18 protein-coding genes are annotated in these 21,145 nt (G+C 38.4%); 1 reads left to right on the top strand and 17 read right to left on the bottom strand.

Annotated elements, in window-relative coordinates:
• Positions 1 to 53 precede the first annotated feature (53 nt).
• From BLT84_RS01045 to BLT84_RS00960, 17 genes are all read right to left on the bottom strand, one after another.
• Positions 54 to 1,538, bottom strand: a complete 1,485-nt coding sequence (locus BLT84_RS01045) for a PH domain-containing protein (RefSeq protein WP_091262237.1) — start codon at positions 1,536 to 1,538, stop codon at positions 54 to 56.
• Complete coding sequence (locus BLT84_RS01040; RefSeq protein ID WP_034888828.1) at positions 1,531 to 2,061, bottom strand: PH domain-containing protein; 531 nt, start codon at positions 2,059 to 2,061, stop codon at positions 1,531 to 1,533. The genes BLT84_RS01045 and BLT84_RS01040 overlap by 8 nt, the downstream gene beginning before the upstream one ends.
• Positions 2,062 to 2,476: 415 nt before the next feature.
• Positions 2,477 to 3,097: an SCO family protein gene (locus BLT84_RS01035; protein WP_091262235.1), complete on the bottom strand. Its 621-nt coding sequence runs from the start codon at positions 3,095 to 3,097 to the stop codon at positions 2,477 to 2,479.
• Between the two features lie 30 nt (positions 3,098 to 3,127).
• Positions 3,128 to 3,628, bottom strand: coding sequence for a hypothetical protein (locus BLT84_RS01030; RefSeq protein ID WP_091262233.1), 501 nt, complete (start codon positions 3,626 to 3,628; stop codon positions 3,128 to 3,130).
• A gap of 16 nt (positions 3,629 to 3,644) precedes the next feature.
• On the bottom strand, positions 3,645 to 4,178 hold the full coding sequence (locus BLT84_RS01025) for a hypothetical protein (RefSeq protein ID WP_034888832.1): 534 nt from the start codon (positions 4,176 to 4,178) through the stop codon (positions 3,645 to 3,647).
• Positions 4,179 to 4,323: 145 nt separating this feature from the next.
• Positions 4,324 to 5,949 (bottom strand): multicopper oxidase family protein, encoded by a 1,626-nt coding sequence (locus tag BLT84_RS01020; RefSeq protein ID WP_091262230.1) that lies wholly within the window; start codon positions 5,947 to 5,949, stop codon positions 4,324 to 4,326.
• 15 nt (positions 5,950 to 5,964) lie between these two features.
• Positions 5,965 to 7,503 (bottom strand): vitamin K epoxide reductase family protein, encoded by a 1,539-nt coding sequence (locus BLT84_RS01015; protein ID WP_091262229.1) that lies wholly within the window; start codon positions 7,501 to 7,503, stop codon positions 5,965 to 5,967.
• A gap of 30 nt (positions 7,504 to 7,533) precedes the next feature.
• The gene (locus BLT84_RS01010; RefSeq protein ID WP_091262227.1) at positions 7,534 to 8,622 is read right to left on the bottom strand and encodes an NAD-dependent epimerase/dehydratase family protein; all 1,089 of its coding nucleotides are present in this window, start codon (positions 8,620 to 8,622) and stop codon (positions 7,534 to 7,536) included.
• 9 nt (positions 8,623 to 8,631) lie between these two features.
• Positions 8,632 to 8,967, bottom strand: coding sequence for a P-II family nitrogen regulator (locus tag BLT84_RS01005; protein ID WP_091262225.1), 336 nt, complete (start codon positions 8,965 to 8,967; stop codon positions 8,632 to 8,634).
• Between the two features lie 183 nt (positions 8,968 to 9,150).
• Positions 9,151 to 9,561: a hypothetical protein gene (locus BLT84_RS00995; RefSeq protein WP_157717878.1), complete on the bottom strand. Its 411-nt coding sequence runs from the start codon at positions 9,559 to 9,561 to the stop codon at positions 9,151 to 9,153.
• A 132-nt stretch (positions 9,562 to 9,693) separates the two neighbouring features.
• Positions 9,694 to 11,037, bottom strand: a complete 1,344-nt coding sequence (locus tag BLT84_RS00990; protein WP_091262221.1) for an MBL fold metallo-hydrolase — start codon at positions 11,035 to 11,037, stop codon at positions 9,694 to 9,696.
• An 89-nt stretch (positions 11,038 to 11,126) separates the two neighbouring features.
• The gene (locus tag BLT84_RS00985) at positions 11,127 to 11,681 is read right to left on the bottom strand and encodes a DUF3347 domain-containing protein (RefSeq protein ID WP_051931166.1); all 555 of its coding nucleotides are present in this window, start codon (positions 11,679 to 11,681) and stop codon (positions 11,127 to 11,129) included.
• Positions 11,682 to 11,755: 74 nt separating this feature from the next.
• Positions 11,756 to 12,325: a helix-turn-helix domain-containing protein gene (locus tag BLT84_RS00980; RefSeq protein ID WP_034888840.1), complete on the bottom strand. Its 570-nt coding sequence runs from the start codon at positions 12,323 to 12,325 to the stop codon at positions 11,756 to 11,758.
• A 27-nt stretch (positions 12,326 to 12,352) separates the two neighbouring features.
• Entirely contained in the window at positions 12,353 to 14,215 is a 1,863-nt protein-coding gene (locus BLT84_RS00975) for an efflux RND transporter periplasmic adaptor subunit (protein ID WP_091262219.1), read from the bottom strand.
• Positions 14,216 to 14,243: 28 nt separating this feature from the next.
• Positions 14,244 to 15,464: a TolC family protein gene (locus tag BLT84_RS00970; RefSeq protein ID WP_091262216.1), complete on the bottom strand. Its 1,221-nt coding sequence runs from the start codon at positions 15,462 to 15,464 to the stop codon at positions 14,244 to 14,246.
• Entirely contained in the window at positions 15,461 to 19,201 is a 3,741-nt protein-coding gene (locus tag BLT84_RS00965) for an efflux RND transporter permease subunit (RefSeq protein ID WP_091262214.1), read from the bottom strand. Before BLT84_RS00965 ends, BLT84_RS00970 begins: the two co-directional genes overlap by 4 nt.
• Positions 19,202 to 19,309: 108 nt before the next feature.
• On the bottom strand, positions 19,310 to 19,726 hold the full coding sequence (locus BLT84_RS00960) for an HYC_CC_PP family protein (protein WP_034888849.1): 417 nt from the start codon (positions 19,724 to 19,726) through the stop codon (positions 19,310 to 19,312).
• Between the two features lie 140 nt (positions 19,727 to 19,866).
• Between BLT84_RS00960 and BLT84_RS00955 the strand changes: the two genes are divergently transcribed.
• Entirely contained in the window at positions 19,867 to 21,132 is a 1,266-nt protein-coding gene (locus BLT84_RS00955) for a thiolase family protein (protein WP_034888851.1), read from the top strand.
• The last annotated feature ends 13 nt before the right edge of the window (positions 21,133 to 21,145 follow it).

Raw genomic sequence — 21,145 nt, 5'->3', positions numbered from 1 at the left:
TCTTTAATTAACATGGTATTGCCTGTAAACATTGTAATTTGCCCTTGCAACCACTACATCCATTCCCCTGATGTACTTTCTATTTTGTACAGTAAATAATCCATGAGTGGTTTTGCTTGATTTTCATCTATTACTTCAAAGTAAATATCTCCTGCCGCTGAATGGAAAACCAAATCTGCCAGACCTTGTTTTTTATACCAGAGTGGCTGTATTATTGAAACAGATTGTAGTTTCCACATTTCCAGATGCTGCTGCTTTCTTCTCCACACGCCAGAATACTTTACGATAAATCCTTTAGAAATAGACAGCTTTAAAGAACGAAAAAAGAGAAATTGATACCCCGCCAAAAGAATAGTATAACCCGCTATCCCAAGAATTATCCATTCTAATCTGAAATTAAGTTCATAATATCCTATGAGTAAAGGAAGCAGCAACAAAGGAAAGAGACCACGAATAATTTTTCTAAATATCAACATACTATTCGGAACGATTTGAGAAATTTGCTTGATTTGAGTGTTATGGATGTAATCCTTAATCCTTAAAATAAATTTTTGTGATATACCTGGAATTGTAATTACACTTTTTTCCGAATCATCCGCACTGGTTGCCAGAGAGATTTTTAACTTATGGAGGTCAAGCCGTTGTTGAATAGGATTGCTGGAAATTTCTATTGACTGTACTCTTTTCGCTTTCAGGCTCACCTTTTTATTCTTTCGAAGTCCCATTTCCACCTGCAGCCCCAGATCTGTTTTTTTTAAATGAAGATTAAAATATTTTATAAAAGTATCAGCTACAGTAACAATCAATACCGCTAATAACATCAGTAGAATCGTCCAAGGGGTAAAGGTAAAACCGTTATTACCCACCACACTTATTTCATCTGGAAAGACTTGTCTCAAAAAAATCTGATCTTTCAGAGTGAGATAAAAAGTGAGCAATAATAGCAGTCCACGGAGGTAGTTGCTGCTTAACCCGAGTTTTAAAAGCTGGAGAACGTTTAAAGAATATTGCCAATCTGTAGTAGTTTCCACTTGTTCATCTTCAGGAATTGTTCGATCTATTTTTGTTTTGATATGGCTCATCAGAAGTTCGGAGAGTTGCTCCGCTTTTACCTTAGAAAGAGCTTTAATCTCGACCTCTTTTTCTTTACTCCCAGCAGTTTCAATCAAAATGCTATAAACACCAATTATTCGCTGAAGCAGGTTTCTCTTGAAATTAACTTGCTGTATTTTATCAAAAGGGACACTTATAGTTTCTGAGCTAAAAACCCCTTTTTGGAGTACAAATTCTTCTCTTTCCCGGTCAATGAAAAAAATAAATTTTAAATAGTAAAGGATACTATAGCCTAGAGCAAGAACAAGAAAGATTGCAGCTCCAACAATAGAAATCATGATCATTTGAACATCCAGTTCTTCCATGAAAAAGTAAACCCCCAGAAACCATAAATTTCTAACAAGATGATAAAGGCTGCTGCCAAAAACAAGTATAACCCCTGTTTTTGATTGTCGGTTCGGCTCATAAAAGTTGCTGCTAATCATGAGAAGATGTTCTTTTCGAAATTTCTTCCTTTAAGCCACTCGTAATTTTGGGTAGCAAACCAGGAATTCCGATATCGCTTCCTGAACCCCCGGCCGTAAAAACCCGTAAAGTTGAAATTCCTAAAAATTTGTCCAATATATCCCTGCCCGTAGAAACATGTTGCACTCGGTTAAAAGGTACTACTGTAGTTTTTTTGTAAATAAAGCCCCGTTTGAAGATTATATCCCTTTCCCGGATTGCATAGCCGTTTCTTTTCTGCAATTGAAAGTTACGATAGTAAGAGCCAAAGAAAATTAGCAAAAACAGGATCGCCAAAAATGCCAATAAGCCTCTATAGTTTTCCACAAGCACATATCCTGCACCAAGCCCTACCAAAAATATCAAGGCACCAGCAGTTGTGATTATATTTAGTTTAACGAGATATTTCGGATTAAGTGAAGAAAACTTCACTTCTCCATATCTGGGTAGTGAATCTATATCCAGTTGCTTATTTTCAAAAATTGCCTTACTTAAAGAATCCATTTTCCATCAAATTAAATTTTCATTTCCCCATTTTAATCTTTGTCATAACATTATTTTTATACGTCGCTTTTCATCTTTGATTATGCTTAGTGTTATTCCCTAGAATGAATGTGAACCTAGCCATTTTCTTTTAAAATTACATGTTGGTCTCACATAAGAAATTCTTTCAATCCTCTTCTTAAATTAGCTTTACAAGGGAAGAATTGTAGCTTAAATAACTAATTAAATCAAAACAACTCCCCCTGTAAAGCATTTGCTTTTTCCTGTTTAAGCTGGGGTTAAATTCCAGACTTTTTCAGTCATCATCCTAAGACAGGCTTTTCCTAATAAAAATTACTTTTTAAGCAAGGATGTTAATTTCAACAAAGGTCACAATGAAATAAAGTATTTCCTCACCAGATCAGTGCATTTAAAATTAATAATTGTTAAGCAGTATCGGAATATCCTCAATCAGCTTATCGACTTCTTCTGTGTTGGTCCCATCATAATACCCGCGAATCCTTTTTTGTTTGTCAATTAATATAAACGCACCACTATGAATTGCTCCGCCAGGGGCAGAAGGATCTTCTTGGGCACTTACCATATAGTGGTTTTCGGCTATAGCAAAGATTTCTTCTCTATTACCAGTAACAAAGTGCCACTGACCATTATTAATATCAAGATCTTCTGCATATGTTTTTAATACTGGTACGCTATCGTGAGATGGGTCAATACTGTGAGATAGGAAAGCTACATTTTTATTTCCCTTAAATTTCTCATATACCCGTTGCATTTGGTTTTTCATTATTGGGCAGATGGTGGGGCAGGATGTAAAGAAGAAATCTGCTACATAAATTTTATCTGTAAATGTATTGGACGTAATTGTAAGACTATCCTGATCTATAAAGCTAAAATAGGGGATAGAGTGATAAATTGTATCTTCCTCATTGTTGGCTACTTCCTTATTTCCAAGAATAGGCAAATGTCTATTTTGATCTTCACAAGAGGTAAGCAAACCCATTATTATTAAAAGAATAAGTTGAAATTTCACAGTCATATTTTTATCTCCATATAAGTATTGACAATTCTATATTTGTTCTGTTTTTTGGTTCTTCTTTTCCCTGATCATAAAAGTTTTTGCATTGTGAGTTGTATTGAAATAATATATTGAAGAGTCATCATCTACTTTTCGTAGGATTATTGCCATAGATTTATCTACCTCTACTTTTGTTATAGGATCTATTGCATATCGCTCTTCTGGATTTTTTAATAACCGATCTGTGCAGCTATTACAGCACCCAAAATAGGCGTGCTTTCCTATTAAAACAAATGGAATTGCTTCTGTTCTATACGTGTTGTTTAACATACACACTTCATTATTGGGCACAATTTGATAAGCCAAGTTTTTATCTGCTTGATGAACTTCAGAAGGGTTAATAAACATCATTCTGTAGGCAAAAAAAGCGGCTGCTAAAAAAATTCCAAGAAAAGAGATTAGTGCAATTATTGTATCCCTTTTGGTAATTTTATTTTTTTGAGATATCTCCTTTTTTACATTTTTATTTCTATATGCTCTTTTTTGATACACTTTATAAAGTTTTAAATTATTTAAATTGTCTGTTTGAAATTATTCTTCCAACAAGAAAAATAACAATGGGGAGAATAGTGAACTGTAATAGGGGAGTGAGTCCAACCTCGATCCAAGGAACTATTGGCATATTTTCGGCATACGTCCAATGTCCCTCAGCTATATGCCAACGTTCCAATAAAATGGTACCGGTTCCGCCCGTAATTATTACGAGAATTATCTTGCTCAATTTTAATTTTCGAATCCAAAAAATATTTTCATAAAAAAGGCCAAACCCATACAACATAATCAGAGTAGTCAACATATCTGTAAAAGCCGCCATTAGGCAAATCGATATATGCTCCCAGTCGTATTGGTAACCTTTATATAATGGGCCATGCAACAATTCCCAGATAGTATTGAAAACGAGTGCAATAAGAGCAATGGAAACTACATAATAGTTATATACCCATTTATCTTTAATTTTTTTTCTAAAATACCAATACATCAAAAGAACTCCGATTATAGAAAATCCGGGTAAAATAAGGACGGCCAAATTGAATTCCTCCATATTAATGGTTCTTGTTTTTTTTCGCTAGACGATAGATTAAATATATGACCAAGGCTATTAATAGTATTCCACCTGCCCACATGGCAGTGCACATCCAACAAAAGCCGTCCATTTCCATATCTCCCATAATTTTTAATTTAAGTTACTACTCTATTTTATAGTTCCGCATCATGCCCATATCCTCGTGCTCCAAATTATGGCAGTGATAAAGAAACAAGCCCTTAAAGTCCTCAAAACGCATGATGATCTTTATTTTCATTCCGGGCATTAGCAATACCGTATCCTGCCAGCCGTCATCTATAAATCCCTCCCTTACGGAATTCCACACCTCAGGATCCATATCCGATGTATCCCTTTCCAGAATATTGAATTGAACCTGATGTATATGAATGGGATGGGGCATTTGCATCATACCGCCATTCATCATGCCGCCGTTTCCCATCATTCCTTTTCCGCCCATCATACCACCATTACCCATCATGCCACCACCACTATTTACCAACTGCCATATTTCGGTGGTATTTAATTTTACGATTTCTTCACCTGCCACCTCTGTTTCCTCCCAGGTCCTACCATTGATGGTCCATTGCATGCGTTGCATAAAAAATTTGAAGGTTCTTGGATTTTTCACATTTATGGCTTCGGAAGGATCTATTTTATTAAAAACAATGAGTTTTTCAGGAAGTATAAAACTGTTGTTTCCCGATTCATCCAAAGAAATCGTTAATACATCATATTCACTGCCCAGCGGAAGGTTACTTCTCATTTGACCCATCATGCCCATGCTCATCATCCCTGCCGAAAAGGACAGGCTTTTCAAAGTCAGTTCGGTTCCTTTAGGTTTATCTTTTAAATCCAGCCATATATCCACACGTTCAGCCACTCCCAACATCATATAGGGCATCGATCGTGGCTTTTCCAAAAGACTGCCGTCAATCCCGATCACGGTAAGCGGTGTTCCATCAGACCAACCGAGTTTATAAAAACGTGAATTTGATGCATTAAGTAGTCTTAACCGATATGTAGAACCGGATTTTAAGGATAATGTTTTATCTGGCCTTCCATTAATAAAAATTTGGTTTCCTAAAAAGCCCATCATTTTATCCATTCGCCCCCTGTTCAGATATAGGAGCTGATTATCCTCATCAAATGCCCTGTCCTGAATGACAATTGGAATATCAAATTCACCTTTGGGCAGGTTCAGTTTCTCTTCCTCATCGTCACTAACTATAAGCATTCCTGCCAGTCCATTGTAGACCTGTGGACCTGTGCGCCCGTGTGGATGTGGGTGAAACCAATACGTGCCCGCACGGTTCATAATCTCAAATTCATAAATATAGGTTTCCCCATTTTCTATAACATCTTTGGGATGGCCGTCATATTTTTCCGGTACGTGCATACCGTGCCAATGCACAATACTTTTTTCAGGCAACTGGTTTTTAAAACGGATCCTTAACTTTTGGCCTTTCTGCACACGCAGTATTGGGCCTAGATAACTACCGTCTAGGTGTTGAACCGGATTGGGGTCGCCGGTATTCAATTTGGCCTCAAACATCCAAACATTTGTGGAACTTCCTTGAAAAAAGGGTACTTGACTTTCCTTGGCGGTAAGATCAATATCCAGATCTGGTTCGAAATTAGGATCTGAACTTTCATTTTTTTTAGATGAAAGTCCTTCGCAAGAATTTAGAAAGGGCCACGAGAGGAGAACAGCGGCTCCCGTGCTGCCCAATTTTATAAATTTTCTACGATCAAGCTCTTCAATATCCATATTGTTTTAATTTTTCTACTTAATATACTTATCCCATAAGCCATATTTTTCCCTAATGGTGCCTTTGGAAAAAGAAAGCATCATAATAATAAGACCACTTATACTGCTACTGACGTTGAGCGATATATTTCCGTCATCAATAAACCAAGGCAATAAAATCAGTGCTAAGCCCAACAGCACATTCAGATAGCGGAAGGTCCTCAAGACCTCTGCCATAGCAACTACTGCCATTACCACAACCAAGGCACCACCTAAATGATTTAGGTCCGCCGCGCGGGTTTCTATTCCCACACCAAACACAGTAGGGGAAAACATCAACCATAGTCCCAGGAGTGTGGCGACGGTCAATTGCCAAGGAGCAGTCATTCCCCAAATAGAGGATTTAAATACCTTCCAGGGGCTTTCGTGGAGTTCGACAAGTCCAGGAGAACGTTCATCCATTTTTGTTGTTATTGCATCCCCTCCTTTCCAGAAGACCTTCCATAAAGAATCTCCCTTGCGTTTTCTTTGTACCATATGCTGCCACATGGCGATCACTTCATCGATCTGCAATGGAATCATTGGCAGCATTACCGCTGCGGTGAATAGGCAAAGTGCACACCAAGCTCCCACGGTTAGGGGTTGGGATACCACTAAAAAAATACTGACAAATCCTAGTGGAATAACCAAAATACCGAAAAAAGTGACCATCCACGGCATTGTACGCCATCGAGAAGTGGCTCCCATAAAGCCCATTAAAAATTCCAAGGTGTATGCAAAAGATCCCAAAGCGGCATCCGATACCGGCCAGGAATGTGACATATCTGAATTTAGAACATTTAAAGTGCCATCACCGAAGAATGGGTCCCAGGCGTAATCCACGTAGCCTAACTGAAATGCCGCCAAATAACGGGCGGCTATCCAACCCATAAATGCAAGAACGATCATAATCCATCGTTGTGGCCAACTCGAAGGATTATAAGACCAACCTGTGGGCAAATCACCTCCCATTTTCATATACATAATCATATTCGGCATTCCAGGGATTAGAATGGTTAGGGCGATTACCAAAGCACCAACCATGGTTCCATTATAATATGCTATGGCCGTAGGGGCCCAAAATATTAATGGAGCCATGCTTATCCATATTCCTACAAAACAGGCAATCCAGACGCTATAAGGCCTATTCGGTTTTAGGGAGCGCCAGCCAAAAAATATTAATAACAAACCACTTATGATATCGCTCCAGCGCATTGCCGCTATACGGTCTGCAAGGGAAAGCCAGACATCCCTTCCGCCGCTAGGAGATACCACATTATTTCCGTAATCAAAAGTAAGCGGGGAAAAAATCATCCATACCCCTAAAAGTATAACCACCCAATACACCCAAAGAGTCTGTTTATGGTGTGCGATCAACATCTCTTTCCGTTGCCCAGAATCCATCATCATTCCATTCCCCCCATCCATTTTCATATCAGACATTGGCCGAGTGACTCCTCGTTTTCCCATTTTCCCGTGTTTCTTTTCTGTCTTTTGGGGATTCTGATTACTTGGGTTCTGTTTTTCAGTTGCCATAATGGTTTTTTTTGGTGGGTTAATTTTATATCATTTTTCGGACTGCTTTTCTTTTAAATCGGAAGGAGGTTTAAGGTCATTTTCCTTGTACCATTTTTGAGGATCTGACTTTAAGTTATCTATTATCTTCGGAAGCGTAGTGCGCAAACGATGTTTTGGCTCCCAATCAAGCATTTTATTGGCACGCGAAATATCGAGTTCCATGTGGTCATCCGTCAAATCGACCATCCAGGGTTTGATAAAGGAATCACCAAAGAGGCCCTGAACCCATGCACCAGTTTTTGCTACGAATTTTGGAATCTTATAAGTTTTCCATTCTTTATTAAAAAGCAAACGTGCAATTTCATTCTGTAGCTCAATAAAGCTCATTGTTTCGGGTTCGCCCAGGTTAATGGTGGTCATCCCTGAGAATTCTTTCCTTTTTTCTATAGCTTTAATTAAACCTGCAATAAGATCATCAAGGTGAACATAGGGGTTTCCACGGTCAAATTTACCGGGGTAAAAATGACTGGTCAACTGGTTTTCGTATATACGCTGAATTTGGTTGGTAATAGGGATCGAATCACCCTCGTTGCTGTAAACTCCGGCTATCCTCAAATTCATGACCGAAATTTTACCTCTTTTGGAACGGAGTATTTTCTCGGTATCAACTTTAGATTGAGGGTAATCCCATTTTGGGTTCACCGGGGATTCTTCTGTAATATTTATGCCGGGTTTAGTAGAATCATACACCAGTAGGCTACTGGAAAATACAAATTGCTCAACTTCAAACCCCTGTAAAACTCTTAAGAGGCGTTCTGTGCCTTCCAACGTGATTTTTTGATAGAGTGGACTTGGTTCCCCGGAAAAATCATAATACGCCGCAAGGTGTACTACGGAAGCAATTCTATTTCCATAAGCGAACCGGATACGCTCAAAGGCGTTTTCCATACTTTTATCTGAAGTGATATCGATACAAACACATTCGGCAGTAATAGGAGGAAAGGGATAACCTATGTTATCTAGTCCTATAACCAGATATTTTTTCGCCAATTCGTTTATGAGCCTGGTCCCTATTAGTCCACTACTGCCACTTATAACAATAATATCTTTCTTGATTTTTATAGCCGGTTCTTCCATAATTTATTGTTATATATCCTCTTTACTCAATTTGCCCGTTCTTACTTTGTAAATTTCAAGCACTTCAGAAACATAAATAAGGCCTTCGCCCTTTTTATTTTTCTCGCTATGTTCGTGAATGACATGAACTATTCTTTCAACATCCTCTTTCTTACATACAATTTCCAATTTGGACATTTTACTGTGGGTCAACGGAAACCGAAGTGAAGGGGAATCCTCTTTTCTTGTGTATTTTCCCGTTCCTTCCGCTTCGGACACCGTTAAGCTCTTAAAACCTTCAGTACGTAAAGCTCGCAAGACCTCGTTGGCTCTTTTTTCGCGTATAAATGCTTTAACTTCCCTCATGATTGTCATTATTTTTGTTTCTCCGACTCATAAAAAGCATAGGTAGCAAGCAAACTAGGAATATTAATCCAAAGAATAGCCAGCTCCCATAGCCCTGAATACCTAAAAATGGCCAAATAAAGGAAAGGATCAGCACCATTATGCAACCTATAATCATCCATTTCATCATTTGGTTCATTTTCATTAGTTATCGTCTTTATGCATTTCCATATTATGCCCTTTCTTGATGGATTTATCATTTTTGTTCTTGGGAGACATCGACTTTTCTTCCTTCATTTTATCCATCATATTCATCATCTTATCATTGTCCATCATCTTCATGCACATCATCTTGCACATGCCATCATCTTCGGCTGCGCCATCCACCATTTTACCCATCATCATATCCTGCATATGACCATCCTTCATCATCATATCGCCCATCATTTTACAAGATGTTGAATCTTTTTTGGCATCCTTCATCATTCGTTGCATCATCTCCTTTTTTAATTCAGGATTCTCCATTATCGCTGTGTAGACTTGTTCTTTCTTCTGATTGTCCTTCATCATTTTGGACATTTCTTTATTCTCCTGTGCATACAGGCTTGTTGACATTATTACCGCCAAAACAAGTACTGCGATGGTGTTTTTTATTAAATTTTTCATTTTGTTTTAATTATTAATCGTTAATATTCAATTATCTAATTTCTACTATTATTAATTACAGCAAATTTGTTTTCGTTTAAATCAGCTTGTCTTAAAATCTTTTACCTCCGCCCCCAGATCATAGACTTTAATATCCGGAAGCAGGTTTTTTATCAAACTTGCGGCTATGGCAGACCGATAGCCACTAGCGCAATGAACCACTACTGGTATTTTAGGGTCAATCTCCCGAATACGGTCCGCCAATTCGGGAAGAGGAATGGAAACAGCCTCTTCGAAAACTTTACCACTCTCCAATTCAGGTTCATTTCTTACGTCCAAAATCTGATAATCCTGTTTGTGTGATTTGAAATGGCCCATATCCAATTCTGGTTCTTCGTTTGTGGCACTATTAGGACTTATTATAGCTGCTTTAATGCTTTTTTCGTATCCGATCTTCGCCGTCTTTTCCAATAAATTTTTCAGGGTTTCTTTGTTTTCGGTCACTAGGTAAAAAGATTCTTGAGGCGGCACAATAGTGCCCAACCAAGTTTCAAATTTACCCCCTGCCGCAATATTTATTGCACCAGCGTGATGCCCTGCTTTAAACTCTTGCTGCGAACGGGCGTCGATAATTGCAATACCATCCTGAAATGTTTCATTTTCAACCAGCGGTACAGCTTTCAAACTTTCATCAAAAGAATCAGCACCATTTCTATTTAAGGAAACATCGTGTTTGAAATATTTCGGTATAAAGGGCTGGTCGTCTAATAGAAATTGAACAAAAACGTCTTCATCCATAGGCTGTAATGCAGGGTTCTCCTCCAACTCCCGCCCAATTGTACTGGATAGGTCACTACTGATATTTTTTCCACAGAGGGAACCAGCACCATGAGCAGGATATACTTCGACATCTTTTCCCAATTTCATTAATACGTTACGGGTAGAGGAATACATTTGTCGGGCTAATTCCTTCTCTTGAGTGTCCGTATCTCCTTCCTCTTCCCGAAGGTCAGGCCTACCTAAATCGCCCACAAAGAGCGTATCTCCTGTAAAAACAGCCCTTTTTGTATCGCGTTCATCCACGAGCAAAATGCTAATACTGTCCGGAGAATGTCCAGGTGTGTTCAGGGCCTTCAATTCAATGTTACCTACTGCGAGAACATCATCTTGATCGAAGGTAATATGAGGATATTTTGCTTGAGCAAACTTGCTGGCATAAATAACTGCTCCCTTTTCTTTCTGAATTTGCAAATGACTACTTACAAAATCGGCATGCAAGTGAGTTTCGACAACTGCAATAATGTTGGCATTGTTCTTTTTGGCAAAATCATAATAAGGTTGAGGGTTTCTTCCGGGATCAATTAACGCTACTTCTTCATCGCTTAAAACAGCATAAGATGCATGCGCTAAATCTTCATCGTAAAATCTTTCTATCTGTGCATCCATTATTTTCTAATTTATAGCTTAAGTTGTGCCTACATAAAGAGCTTGATAAAACCTAACCAATTTTACACAGCTCTTTTGCAGGGCTTTTTTTATTTATTGTTTAAAGTTTCTTTTACAGATCCACAACCTGGCATTTTTTGACCCATATAAGGATTGCGGATCTTTTCGTTCATGCTTAACCAATTGGCACCATTACCGTCATTCGCCATTGGACAATAGTTCCAATACAGGGTGTTCTCAAGATTTTTGTCCTTGGCTTTTGCATAGAGAGCAGTGGACATTTTACTGAAATTTTTACGTTGCTCCATTAAATCGTTGGAACCAGCTATTGCATTGGCAAAAGATGCAATGTCACTATCCATTTTAGCCATTTTCTTCGCCGCTGACTGAGCAGCTTCGGAATCATCGGAAACCAAGGCATCCTTAATTTCAAGATAGGATGATATTATCATGGAAAATTCATCTTGTTGTTCTGAACTCCCCATTTCCTCATTTTCGCCCATCATTGTACCCATCGAACTATTATCCATTGTTTCATCCATCATGTGTTTATCATTTTTATTTCCCATTTGATTACAGGAAGTTGTAAAACTGAACAATCCAAATGCCACCACAGCAGCTATACTTATTTTTACTATTTTCATAATTCTTTCGTTTTTAATTATTATCTAAATTACTGTTAATTAATTAATTACATTTCTATAATTTTGGGAAATGTTTATAGAATTCGGTTTAATGGATTCCTAATATTTGATCCTATAGTCTTATATTCTGATAGACTCATTCCTGTCTCGGTTTTAAATTGTCCGCTAAGATGCCCAAGATTACTGTAGCCCAACAAATGTGATAGTTCCGTAAAATTATGTTCTTGGGAAGGAATCAACTCTTTAACTTTTTCTATTTTGAGTTTAATAAAGTATTTTTCGATTGTAATTTGTTGATTAAATGAAAACAATTTACTCAGCGTGAAATAATCTTGATTCAACCTGTCCTTGAGATAATCTGATAATTTTATGTCCCTATATTCAGGAATCAAGGGGATGAGTTCGATAAGCGCTATTTTCACGCGCTCTACCAGTTTATCCTCTGGACTTTCAATAAGGTCAAAATCATTAGTCCTTAAAACTTCAATAAGTTGTTTTTTGGTTTCTAGGACATTTTCTGTGTCGATAACGACTTTTCCCAATTCAATTTCAGTAATGCACAAGTTCTTTTTTTGAAGCGCATCCCTGATTATTTTAATACAGCTGCGACAAACCATATTTTTAATATAAAATTCTTTTTTCATCCTTGGTTGATTATGTGGTTAGATGGACTATTTATTCGAAGTTATTTCCTGCTTCACCTCTCCACAGCTTCTCATATCGGCGGCCATAAACGGATTTTGAATTTCCTGATCTGCACTTAGCCAGAAAGCACCTTTGTTATTGTTGGCCATTGGGCAAAAATCGACATAAAGTTTTTCATCTCCCGGGCCATATGCCTCAACCACTTTTATTAAGGGCTGGGACAAGTAAATAAAGTTCTCTCGTTTTCCAGCAATGGTAGAAGCCTCTTTGCAAAGCTTCGCGTGTTGCATCAAAAAGCTTTTCTTTTCTTCCCAAAATGCCTTGGCATCACCTTTAAGTACATTGCCGTCAACGTTTTGCAGTGCTTTCAACAATTCGCTGCTGTATTTGGATGTAGCTTTTTCATCGGCCTGTACCAAACCGTCTTTTAAAGAAAGGTATGCATGGATCACTGCATCCAATTGTTGTCTAAACGCTTTCGGAGTGTCTTTACGAAAATCATAAACTTTGCCTTCCAAAAATTTCTTCGTACTTACCTGACCTTGCTTGATTTGTTCATCGTCCGTTTTGGTATTGGATGCACCTCCCATATTCATACCGGGCATTCCAGGCATAGTATTGGCGCTGCCGCCTTCTGGACTCATCATTGATTTTTTGCCTTTTAATTGTGCAGCAGCATCTACCGTAAAGGTACCTTGGGTTACAATTTGCTCCCCATTCTGTAAACCTTCAAGTATTTCATATTGATCGCCACGGGATTTCCCAAGCTTTACCTTCCTGAGTTCAAAAACGGGTGCATCATCATTAGACTTTACATAAACTACAGAGCGTTCCCCGGTCCACATTACCGCGCTTTGCGGAACAACTATAGTCTCATTTCCATCATTGGTAAGTCCCTTGACCTTTCCTTGAAGAAACATCCCGGGTTTAAAGAGATCTTCGTTATTGGGCAGTACGGCACGAATTTTCACTGTTCGCGATGCCGTATTTAAAACGGGATCTATAAAGGATATCTTGGCGGTAAATTCCTTGGCGGGATAAGCATTTGTGGCAATCTGGATTTCTTGACCTTCCTGTAAACTGGAAATCTGATTTTCATAAGCGTCAAACATTGCCCACACAGAACTTAAATCTGTTATTTTATACAGAGGTTGTCCTTGTTTAATATAATCACCTTCCTGCGCCATTTTATCCGTTACTGTTCCTGATACGGTTGCATAGACCGGGAAATTTTCTTTTACTTGACCAGAAGATTCAATACTATTTATTTGTTTTTCTGAAAGTTTCCAAAGCTTTAATTTGTTTCTAACAGCCTTGTATAGACCAGGCTGTGATTCTTTTAAAGAAGCCGTGGTTAAAAGTTCTTGTTGTGCTGAAACTAATTCTGGCGAATATATTGTCGCCAAAAGTTGACCCCTATTTACCTGTTCGCCAGTAAAATTAATATAGAGTTTTTCTATCCTTCCAGCAAAGTAAGATACTTGTACTGCATTTAATTCTTCATTTTCCATTACTTTACCAGAAAGTACGAGGGTATTGTCTTCTAGGCCTGAACCACCTACCAAAGTTGTTTGAATGTTGGCCAATGCCAATGCATTTTCCGTCATTTTAAATTGGTCTGCTGTCAACCCCCCAGCACTTTGTTCCGCAGGAATTAGATCCATTCCACAAATTGGACAATCCCCAGGTTCAGGTAGCATAATTTGTGGATGCATGGAACAGGTCCACATTTGCGGTTCCCCATTTTCCGTTCCATGACCATGCTCGTCAGCTATTTCAGCCATCTCATCACTATTCATGGTTTCATTTGATGAACCTGTGCCGAATATTACATATCCCAGCACTAATCCACCAATCAATATCCCTATGTATATACCGTATTTTTTCATTTTGTTCTATATTATTAATCCTAAAAGATTAGTTATTGTTACTTAAATAATTGATAATGGCCATTTGTACATAATAATTCTTGACAGACTCAATACTACTGATCTGAAATTTTAATTGTAATTCCTGAACATCCAGCACATCATTAAAATCGATACTGCCACTTTCATAACTTTTAATCAAAATTTCCTCGGCATCATTCGCTTGTTGCAAATTATCTAATTGCGTTCTATAACTTATTCGAGAAGCCTCTCGGGTACTTATAGCTGTTACCAATATTGTTTCCAGCTTATTCCTACGATCATTCTTTTGTGCTGCAAGTTCCTGTTGTCTCAACTTATTTTGCTTTGTGATGGATTTATATCTATTGTTGAAAATGGGGATAGATATAGATACCATAGGCATCAAAATATCTTTGCCATTATCATTAAAATCCATATTGGGACGTTCAGTCACCGCAATATAGTCCACACCCAAACCAAGATCGGGCAGTGACTCTTTTTGATTGAGCAGTTCAGCCTGTTCTACAGATTCGTATAGCTCATCATATTTTAACAATTCTGGGTGGATGTTCAAAGAGTTTAAGGAAACCATAGGATCTATGGAAGGAAGATCCAAAGAATCAAATATCTCAACATCCATACTTTCATCACGGTTTAAAAGGTTGTTGAAAACACTTTGCTCTGCAAAAAAATCCTGCCCTAACACTTCCTTACGCTCCACAAGTTCGTTTTGCCGTATTTGTAGGCGTAGAACATCTACTGCGGAAGCTTTTCCAACTTCAAGGGAGGTCAGGGCGAGCTTCTCATAAGTGTCCAAAAGTGCTATGTTTTCTTCCAGTACACGTTGCCTTGCTTTGATGGAGTATAAGCGGTAATAGGATTGTGACACGGAAAGAGCCAATTTTCTTTTTGCGATGGTGATTTCTAAATATTCGGCTTCTGCCAAGGAGGTCGCGTAATTTTCACGTGCCGTAATGGTTCCAAACCAAGGAATCATCTGCTTAACAGATAATTTGGCTGTCTGAGCACCCGTTCGGGTTTCAGGCTCACTAACAAAATATCCACCACTAACCTCAGAGTTGGGCAAGGTATTAACTTCATTCACCTTTTCTTCTGCTATCTCATATCGAAGTTCAAAAGCTTGTATTTCAGGGTTATTCGATTCCGCTTCCTGAATGTACGGCTGTAATTCTTGTGCCTGTGCCTGAAGGAAAAATAACACGGTGACTATTAAAATTATATTTCTCATTTGTTTCTTCTTTTAAGTGCAAATTCTTTTTTCCAACTAAACAATACTGGTACTACAAAGAGTGTCATCAAAGCGATAAGCATTCCCCCAAAACTTGGTATAGCCATAGGTATCATAATATCACTACCGCGACCCGTGGAGGTAAGGATTGGTAACAATGCCAATATCGTGGTTGCCGTGGTCATTAAACAAGGGCGTATCCTTTTTTCCCCGGCTTCGACTATAGAATCCCTAATTTCTTCCTTGTTATCAGGTTCATTCCTGTCAAAGGTTTGCGTTAAATAAGTGGCCATAACTACCCCGTCATCTGTAGCAATACCAAACAGGGCAATAAAACCGACCCAGACTGCGACACTCAAATTGATGGGATGGATCTGGAATAGATCACGCATATTTTCTCCAAAAAAACCAAAGTTTAGGAACCAGTCCTGCCCATAAAACCAAATCATCAAAAAACCTCCGGCAAATGCAACCGCAATACCTGTAAATACCATTAAGGAGGTAGAAACAGATTTAAATTGGAAATACAGTATCAAAAAGATGATGATCAAAGCTAATGGCACTACGATGGAAAGCGTCTTTTCTGCTCGCAGCTGGTTCTCATAAGTACCTGTGAATTTATAAGTAATCCCTTTTGGCACGACCAGATCACCTGAATCTATTTTTCCTTGGATTACTGATTGTGCGTTTTCTACGACATTTACCTCTGCAAAACCGTCTATTTTATCGAACAGTACATATCCAATTAAAAAGGTGTCTTCACTTTTTATTATTTGAGGTCCCTGTTCATAACGTATTTCTACCAATTCTCCCAAGGGTACAGGATTTCCTTTTTCTACAGGAACATAAATGTCCTTGATGTCCTGAGGGTTCTCCCGAAGTTCCCGGGGGTATCTAATACGAACACCATATCTCTCCCGTCCCTCAACGGTTTCGGTGATTTGCATACCACCAATGGCGACTTTTAGAGTTTGTTGCACATCTTCTATGGATATGCCGTAGCGGTCTAAACGCTCCCTTTTGATATCTATAAGAAGATACGGTTTTCCTACTATACGATCAGCAAATACAGCTTCATCTTTTACACCATCTGCCTCTTTAATTATTTCTTCGAGTTTGAGGCCGAAAGCTTCAATTTCCCTTAAATCTTGCCCTTTTACTTTAATCCCCATAGGGGCACGCATTCCTGTTTGCAACATTACCAGTCGGGTTTCTATAGGCTGCAATTTAGGTGCCGATGTGATGCCTGGTATTTTGGTAACCCTAACTATTTCATTCCAAATATCATCAGGAGATTCAATCTCAGGGCGCCAGTTTCTATAATACTCCCCATCTTCGTCCGTTATAAGATCCTCCCGTTTGACCAAGGAAGGATCCTTGAAGTCATCCGCAGAATAATCGGATTGTTCTTTATCCAGTTCGGAATTAGGGTTTATGACCAATTTGCCGTCTTTTAAAACAAACATTCCATCATCATTGACCTTGTACCGTTGCCATTCTCTTTCATCATTCAGCATATACTCTGATTTATACTGAATAATATTTTCATACATGGAGAGTGGAGCAGAATCCAAGGCAGATTCTGTTCTACCGGCCTTACCTACTACCGTTTTGACTTCTGGAATACTGGCTACTGCCATATCCAGTTGCCTAAGTATGCGTTTGTTTTCTTCTACACCTGCATGGGGCATAGAAGTGGGCATAAGTAGAAAAGATCCTTCATTAAGGGATGGCATAAATTCCTTACCAGTATTCTGCATAATAAGCACCCCTAAAATCACAATAACGGTAGGGACAGATAGGAATAATATTTTATTCCTCAACGCCCATCTTAAAATTCTTGTGTAGTATTTTCTAAATATTGCAAAAGTTCCCAATAGACTAAATGCAATGAGACTTACAAAAATTAGGTTCCAAAAAACACTTCTATCAAGCCCTAATGGTCTCCAATATTCCGCCAATAGATAAACTATAGTAGTCGCAGAAATAATGATATTGATTAAATTGGAACGTTTTGGAGAAATTTTCTTTTTCAATAATAAAATTCCTGTGATACCAAAAGCGATTAGTACCAAGCCTAGAACATAACCAAAAAACAGCGCTGCAATACCAAGCGCCACTATTATAGAACTAACAGTATATCCCGCAACGCTCTTAATATTTCTTTTCTTAAAAAAGATAGCGGCGAAGGGAGGTATTAAAAAGAGGGCGACTACCAAGGATGCAGTAAGAGCCATAGTCTTGGTAAAGGCTAGTGGTCGGAACAATTTTCCTTCGGCACCAATCATAGTGAACACGGGGATAAAACTAATAATCGTCGTTAAAACTGCTGTGAGTATGGCACCTGAAACCTCTGCCGTAGCATTGTAAACAATTTCATTTATAGATAATTCACCTTCGTCCTCATCCAGATGCCTGATAATGTTTTCGGAAAGTATGACGCCCACATCTACCATTGTCCCAATAGCGATTGCAATTCCCGATAAGGCTACTATATTGGCAGGGACGCCGAAAAGCTTCATCGAGATAAAGACCATTAATACAGCCACGGGCAAGAGACCAGATATAAGAATGGATGCCCGAAGATTGAAGACCATAACAATTATCACCAAGACCGTGATAAGTATCTCAAGCGTCAAGGCCTCGTTGAGAGTGCCAAGAGTTTCTTGAATTAATTCTGTACGATCATAAAAAGGAACAATAGTTACTTGTGACGTTCTGCCATCGCTTAATTCTTTTGAGGGTAGGCCAGCACTTATCTCCTGTATTTTTTCTTTAACATTGTTAATAACTTCCAAGGGATTGGCTCCATACCTGGCAACCACAACTCCACCTACAACTTCTGCTCCTTCCTTATCTAATATTCCTCGACGTGTTTTAGGACCAAGGTTCACTTTCGCAATATCCTTTATACGTATAGAAGTAAAATTTTCAGACGTAACTACGGTATTCTCAATATCCTCAAGAGACCTTATATAACCCAATCCGCGAACTAGATATTCTGCCTTATTGATTTCCAAGGTTTGAGCACCAATATCCTCATTGCTTTGTCGGGTTGCTTTTACAACTTGCTGAAGGCTAATGTTATATTGTTTCATTAGTTCCGGATCCACATCTATCTGATACTCTTGAACGAACCCGCCGACGGAAGCAACTTCGGACACTCCACTAGCACCTGATAGTGCATATTTTACATAAAAATCCTGAATGCTCCTTAATTCGTTTAAATCCCATCCTCCGGTTACATTGCCATTCTGGTCCCTTCCTTCAAGTGTGTACCAAAATATCTGACCAAGGCCAGTGGCATCTGGTCCCAATGAGGGGTTTACATCGTCTGGTAATAAACCAGAGGGCAATGAGTTTAGTTTTTCGAGTATGCGACTTCGGCTCCAGTAAAATTCTATATCTTCTTCAAAAATGATATAAATAGCAGAGAAACCGAACATGGAGGAACTCCTAATTGTTTTAACACCCGGTATACCAAGCAGGGATGTAGTTAAAGGATATGTTATTTGATCTTCTATATCCTGTGGGGAACGACCGTCCCATTTTGTATAAACAATTTGTTGATTTTCACCAATATCTGGAATAGCATCAACCGCCACAGGGTCACTAGGTAAGATTCCGTTATCCCATCCAAACGGGGCAACAACTATTCCCCAGCCAACGAATAATGCAAGTAACAGTACTGCTACCAACTTATTCTCAATTAAAAATTTAATACTTTTATTTAACATATTATCGATTATTAAGCAATTACAGTAGGAGCGCTTAGAATTATAAGCACAAAAAAATTAGCCCAGAACAGAGGATTCTGTTGGGCGTACGGTATAATTACTTAAAAATCAAATTAGGAAGGTCTGGTCAAGCAAAAGAATATCCCTGACCAGGAGCGGTGGATTATAATTGGCAAAAGGAATTGTTTCTTTATCAAGATCTTCAAAAAGACCTAGATAAGAATAGGTAAACGTAGCAACAAATAGTTGTTGATCGAAAGTTAATTGTTCAAAAGATGACTTCTGTAGTTCATCCATACCTTCAACTACAATTTGATCACTACTACAGCAAGACATCTCTGAAATATCACAAACCTTAGAGAATGTATCATCCTGCAAATCATGACACCAAGATGCATTATCAAAAAAAGAAAAATCCACTAAATCATCCGCACAATAATTGCTTACCACAGTAAAAGACATTGTGGAAAAAAAGACAATTAGCGCTAGACTAAGGGATAATATTTTTTGGAAACCTTTTTTCATTATTAAATGCAAATATACATATAACTGGTGTTTAATCAAAAATTTAGACGAGCATCTTTGTTAAACCTTTCAAAAAACTTTTTCAAATTCACGAATAATATAATAAAACTATATTATATTGAAATAAATATAACGGTTGTATGAAAAAAGCAAAGGAATCTATATGGTTGATTGCAGGGTTTAGGACACCTTTCGCAAAAGTTGATAAGGAGCTTAAGGATAAAGATGCCCTTCAATTATCCATTCCCATTGTTCAAGAAATGATGAAAAGGGATGCTATTTCTCCCAATCTTTTTATATGGGGTTCGGTAGCGCCAAATCTTGGCTACAGTAACCTAGCGCGCGAGATACTTATGGATGCAGCATTGGATCAAAGTATTCCGGCTTTTACCACGATTATGGCCTGTAGTACCAGTATGATGGCAGCTATTGAAGCTGCTGGATTGATAACCGAAGAGGAGGTTGCTTTAGTGGGAGGTGTAGAAAGTATGAGTAAGGTTCAGTTAGGTCTGAACCAGAATTTTTCCGACTGGTTGCGTAGGATGTTCCAAAGCAAGACACTTGCCGATAAATTTTCAAAATTAAAAGATTTGAGTTTTGGGGAAATTAAATTGTTTATCCCAAGTGTTACCAACAGAACAACTGGTTTGAGTATGGGCGAGCATTCCGAAATTACCACAAAACGCCTTCAAATAGATAGAAGCCGACAAGACGAGATAGCCCTTAACAGCCATCAAAATTATATTAAAGGAAGAAATAATGGATTTTTTGATGATTTGATTTTACCGTTCGATGGTGATAAAGAGGATACGATTCCCAGAGAAAATACTAGTTTGGAGCAGTTATCCAAACTCAATCCTGTATTCGATAAGGAGTCGGGGAACGGTTCATTAACTGCGGGTAATTCTTCTTTATTGACCGATGGTGCTGCAGGATTATGGGTTTGCGGCTCAAAAGCAAAAGAGAAATTTCCTGACAACTCTTATGCTACTCAATTAGTAGACTGGGAAATCGCCGCCGTAAATATTGAAAAAGAAGGGCTGTTGATGGCTACTACTTTTGCTATTCCCAGATTGTTGGAAAGACATAAACTTCGATATGATGAAATTGACCTATGGGAAATACACGAAGCATTCGGAGCACAGGTGATGGCTAACATCAAATTGCTTGAAGATAAAATGCACCTTAAAAAAGTGGGGGTTTCATTTGAGTTCGGGTTATTTCCTTGGGAAAACCTTAATCCTAACGGTGGGAGTATTGCCATTGGTCACCCTTTCGGAGCAACTGGTGCAAGAATTATTAACCAGGCAATCAAGGAACTGGCACAAATGGGACCTGGTAAAAAAGCGGTAGTTAGTGTTTGTGCCGATGGTGGACTGGGAACGGTAATGCTATTGGAATCCTAAGGTATGTTTTTGA

Source organism: Gillisia sp. Hel1_33_143, assembly GCF_900104765.1.
GTDB lineage: Bacteria > Bacteroidota > Bacteroidia > Flavobacteriales > Flavobacteriaceae > Gillisia.
The sequence above is the reverse complement of the archived record's forward strand: the minus strand, read 5'-3'. Positions and strand labels throughout refer to the sequence as shown.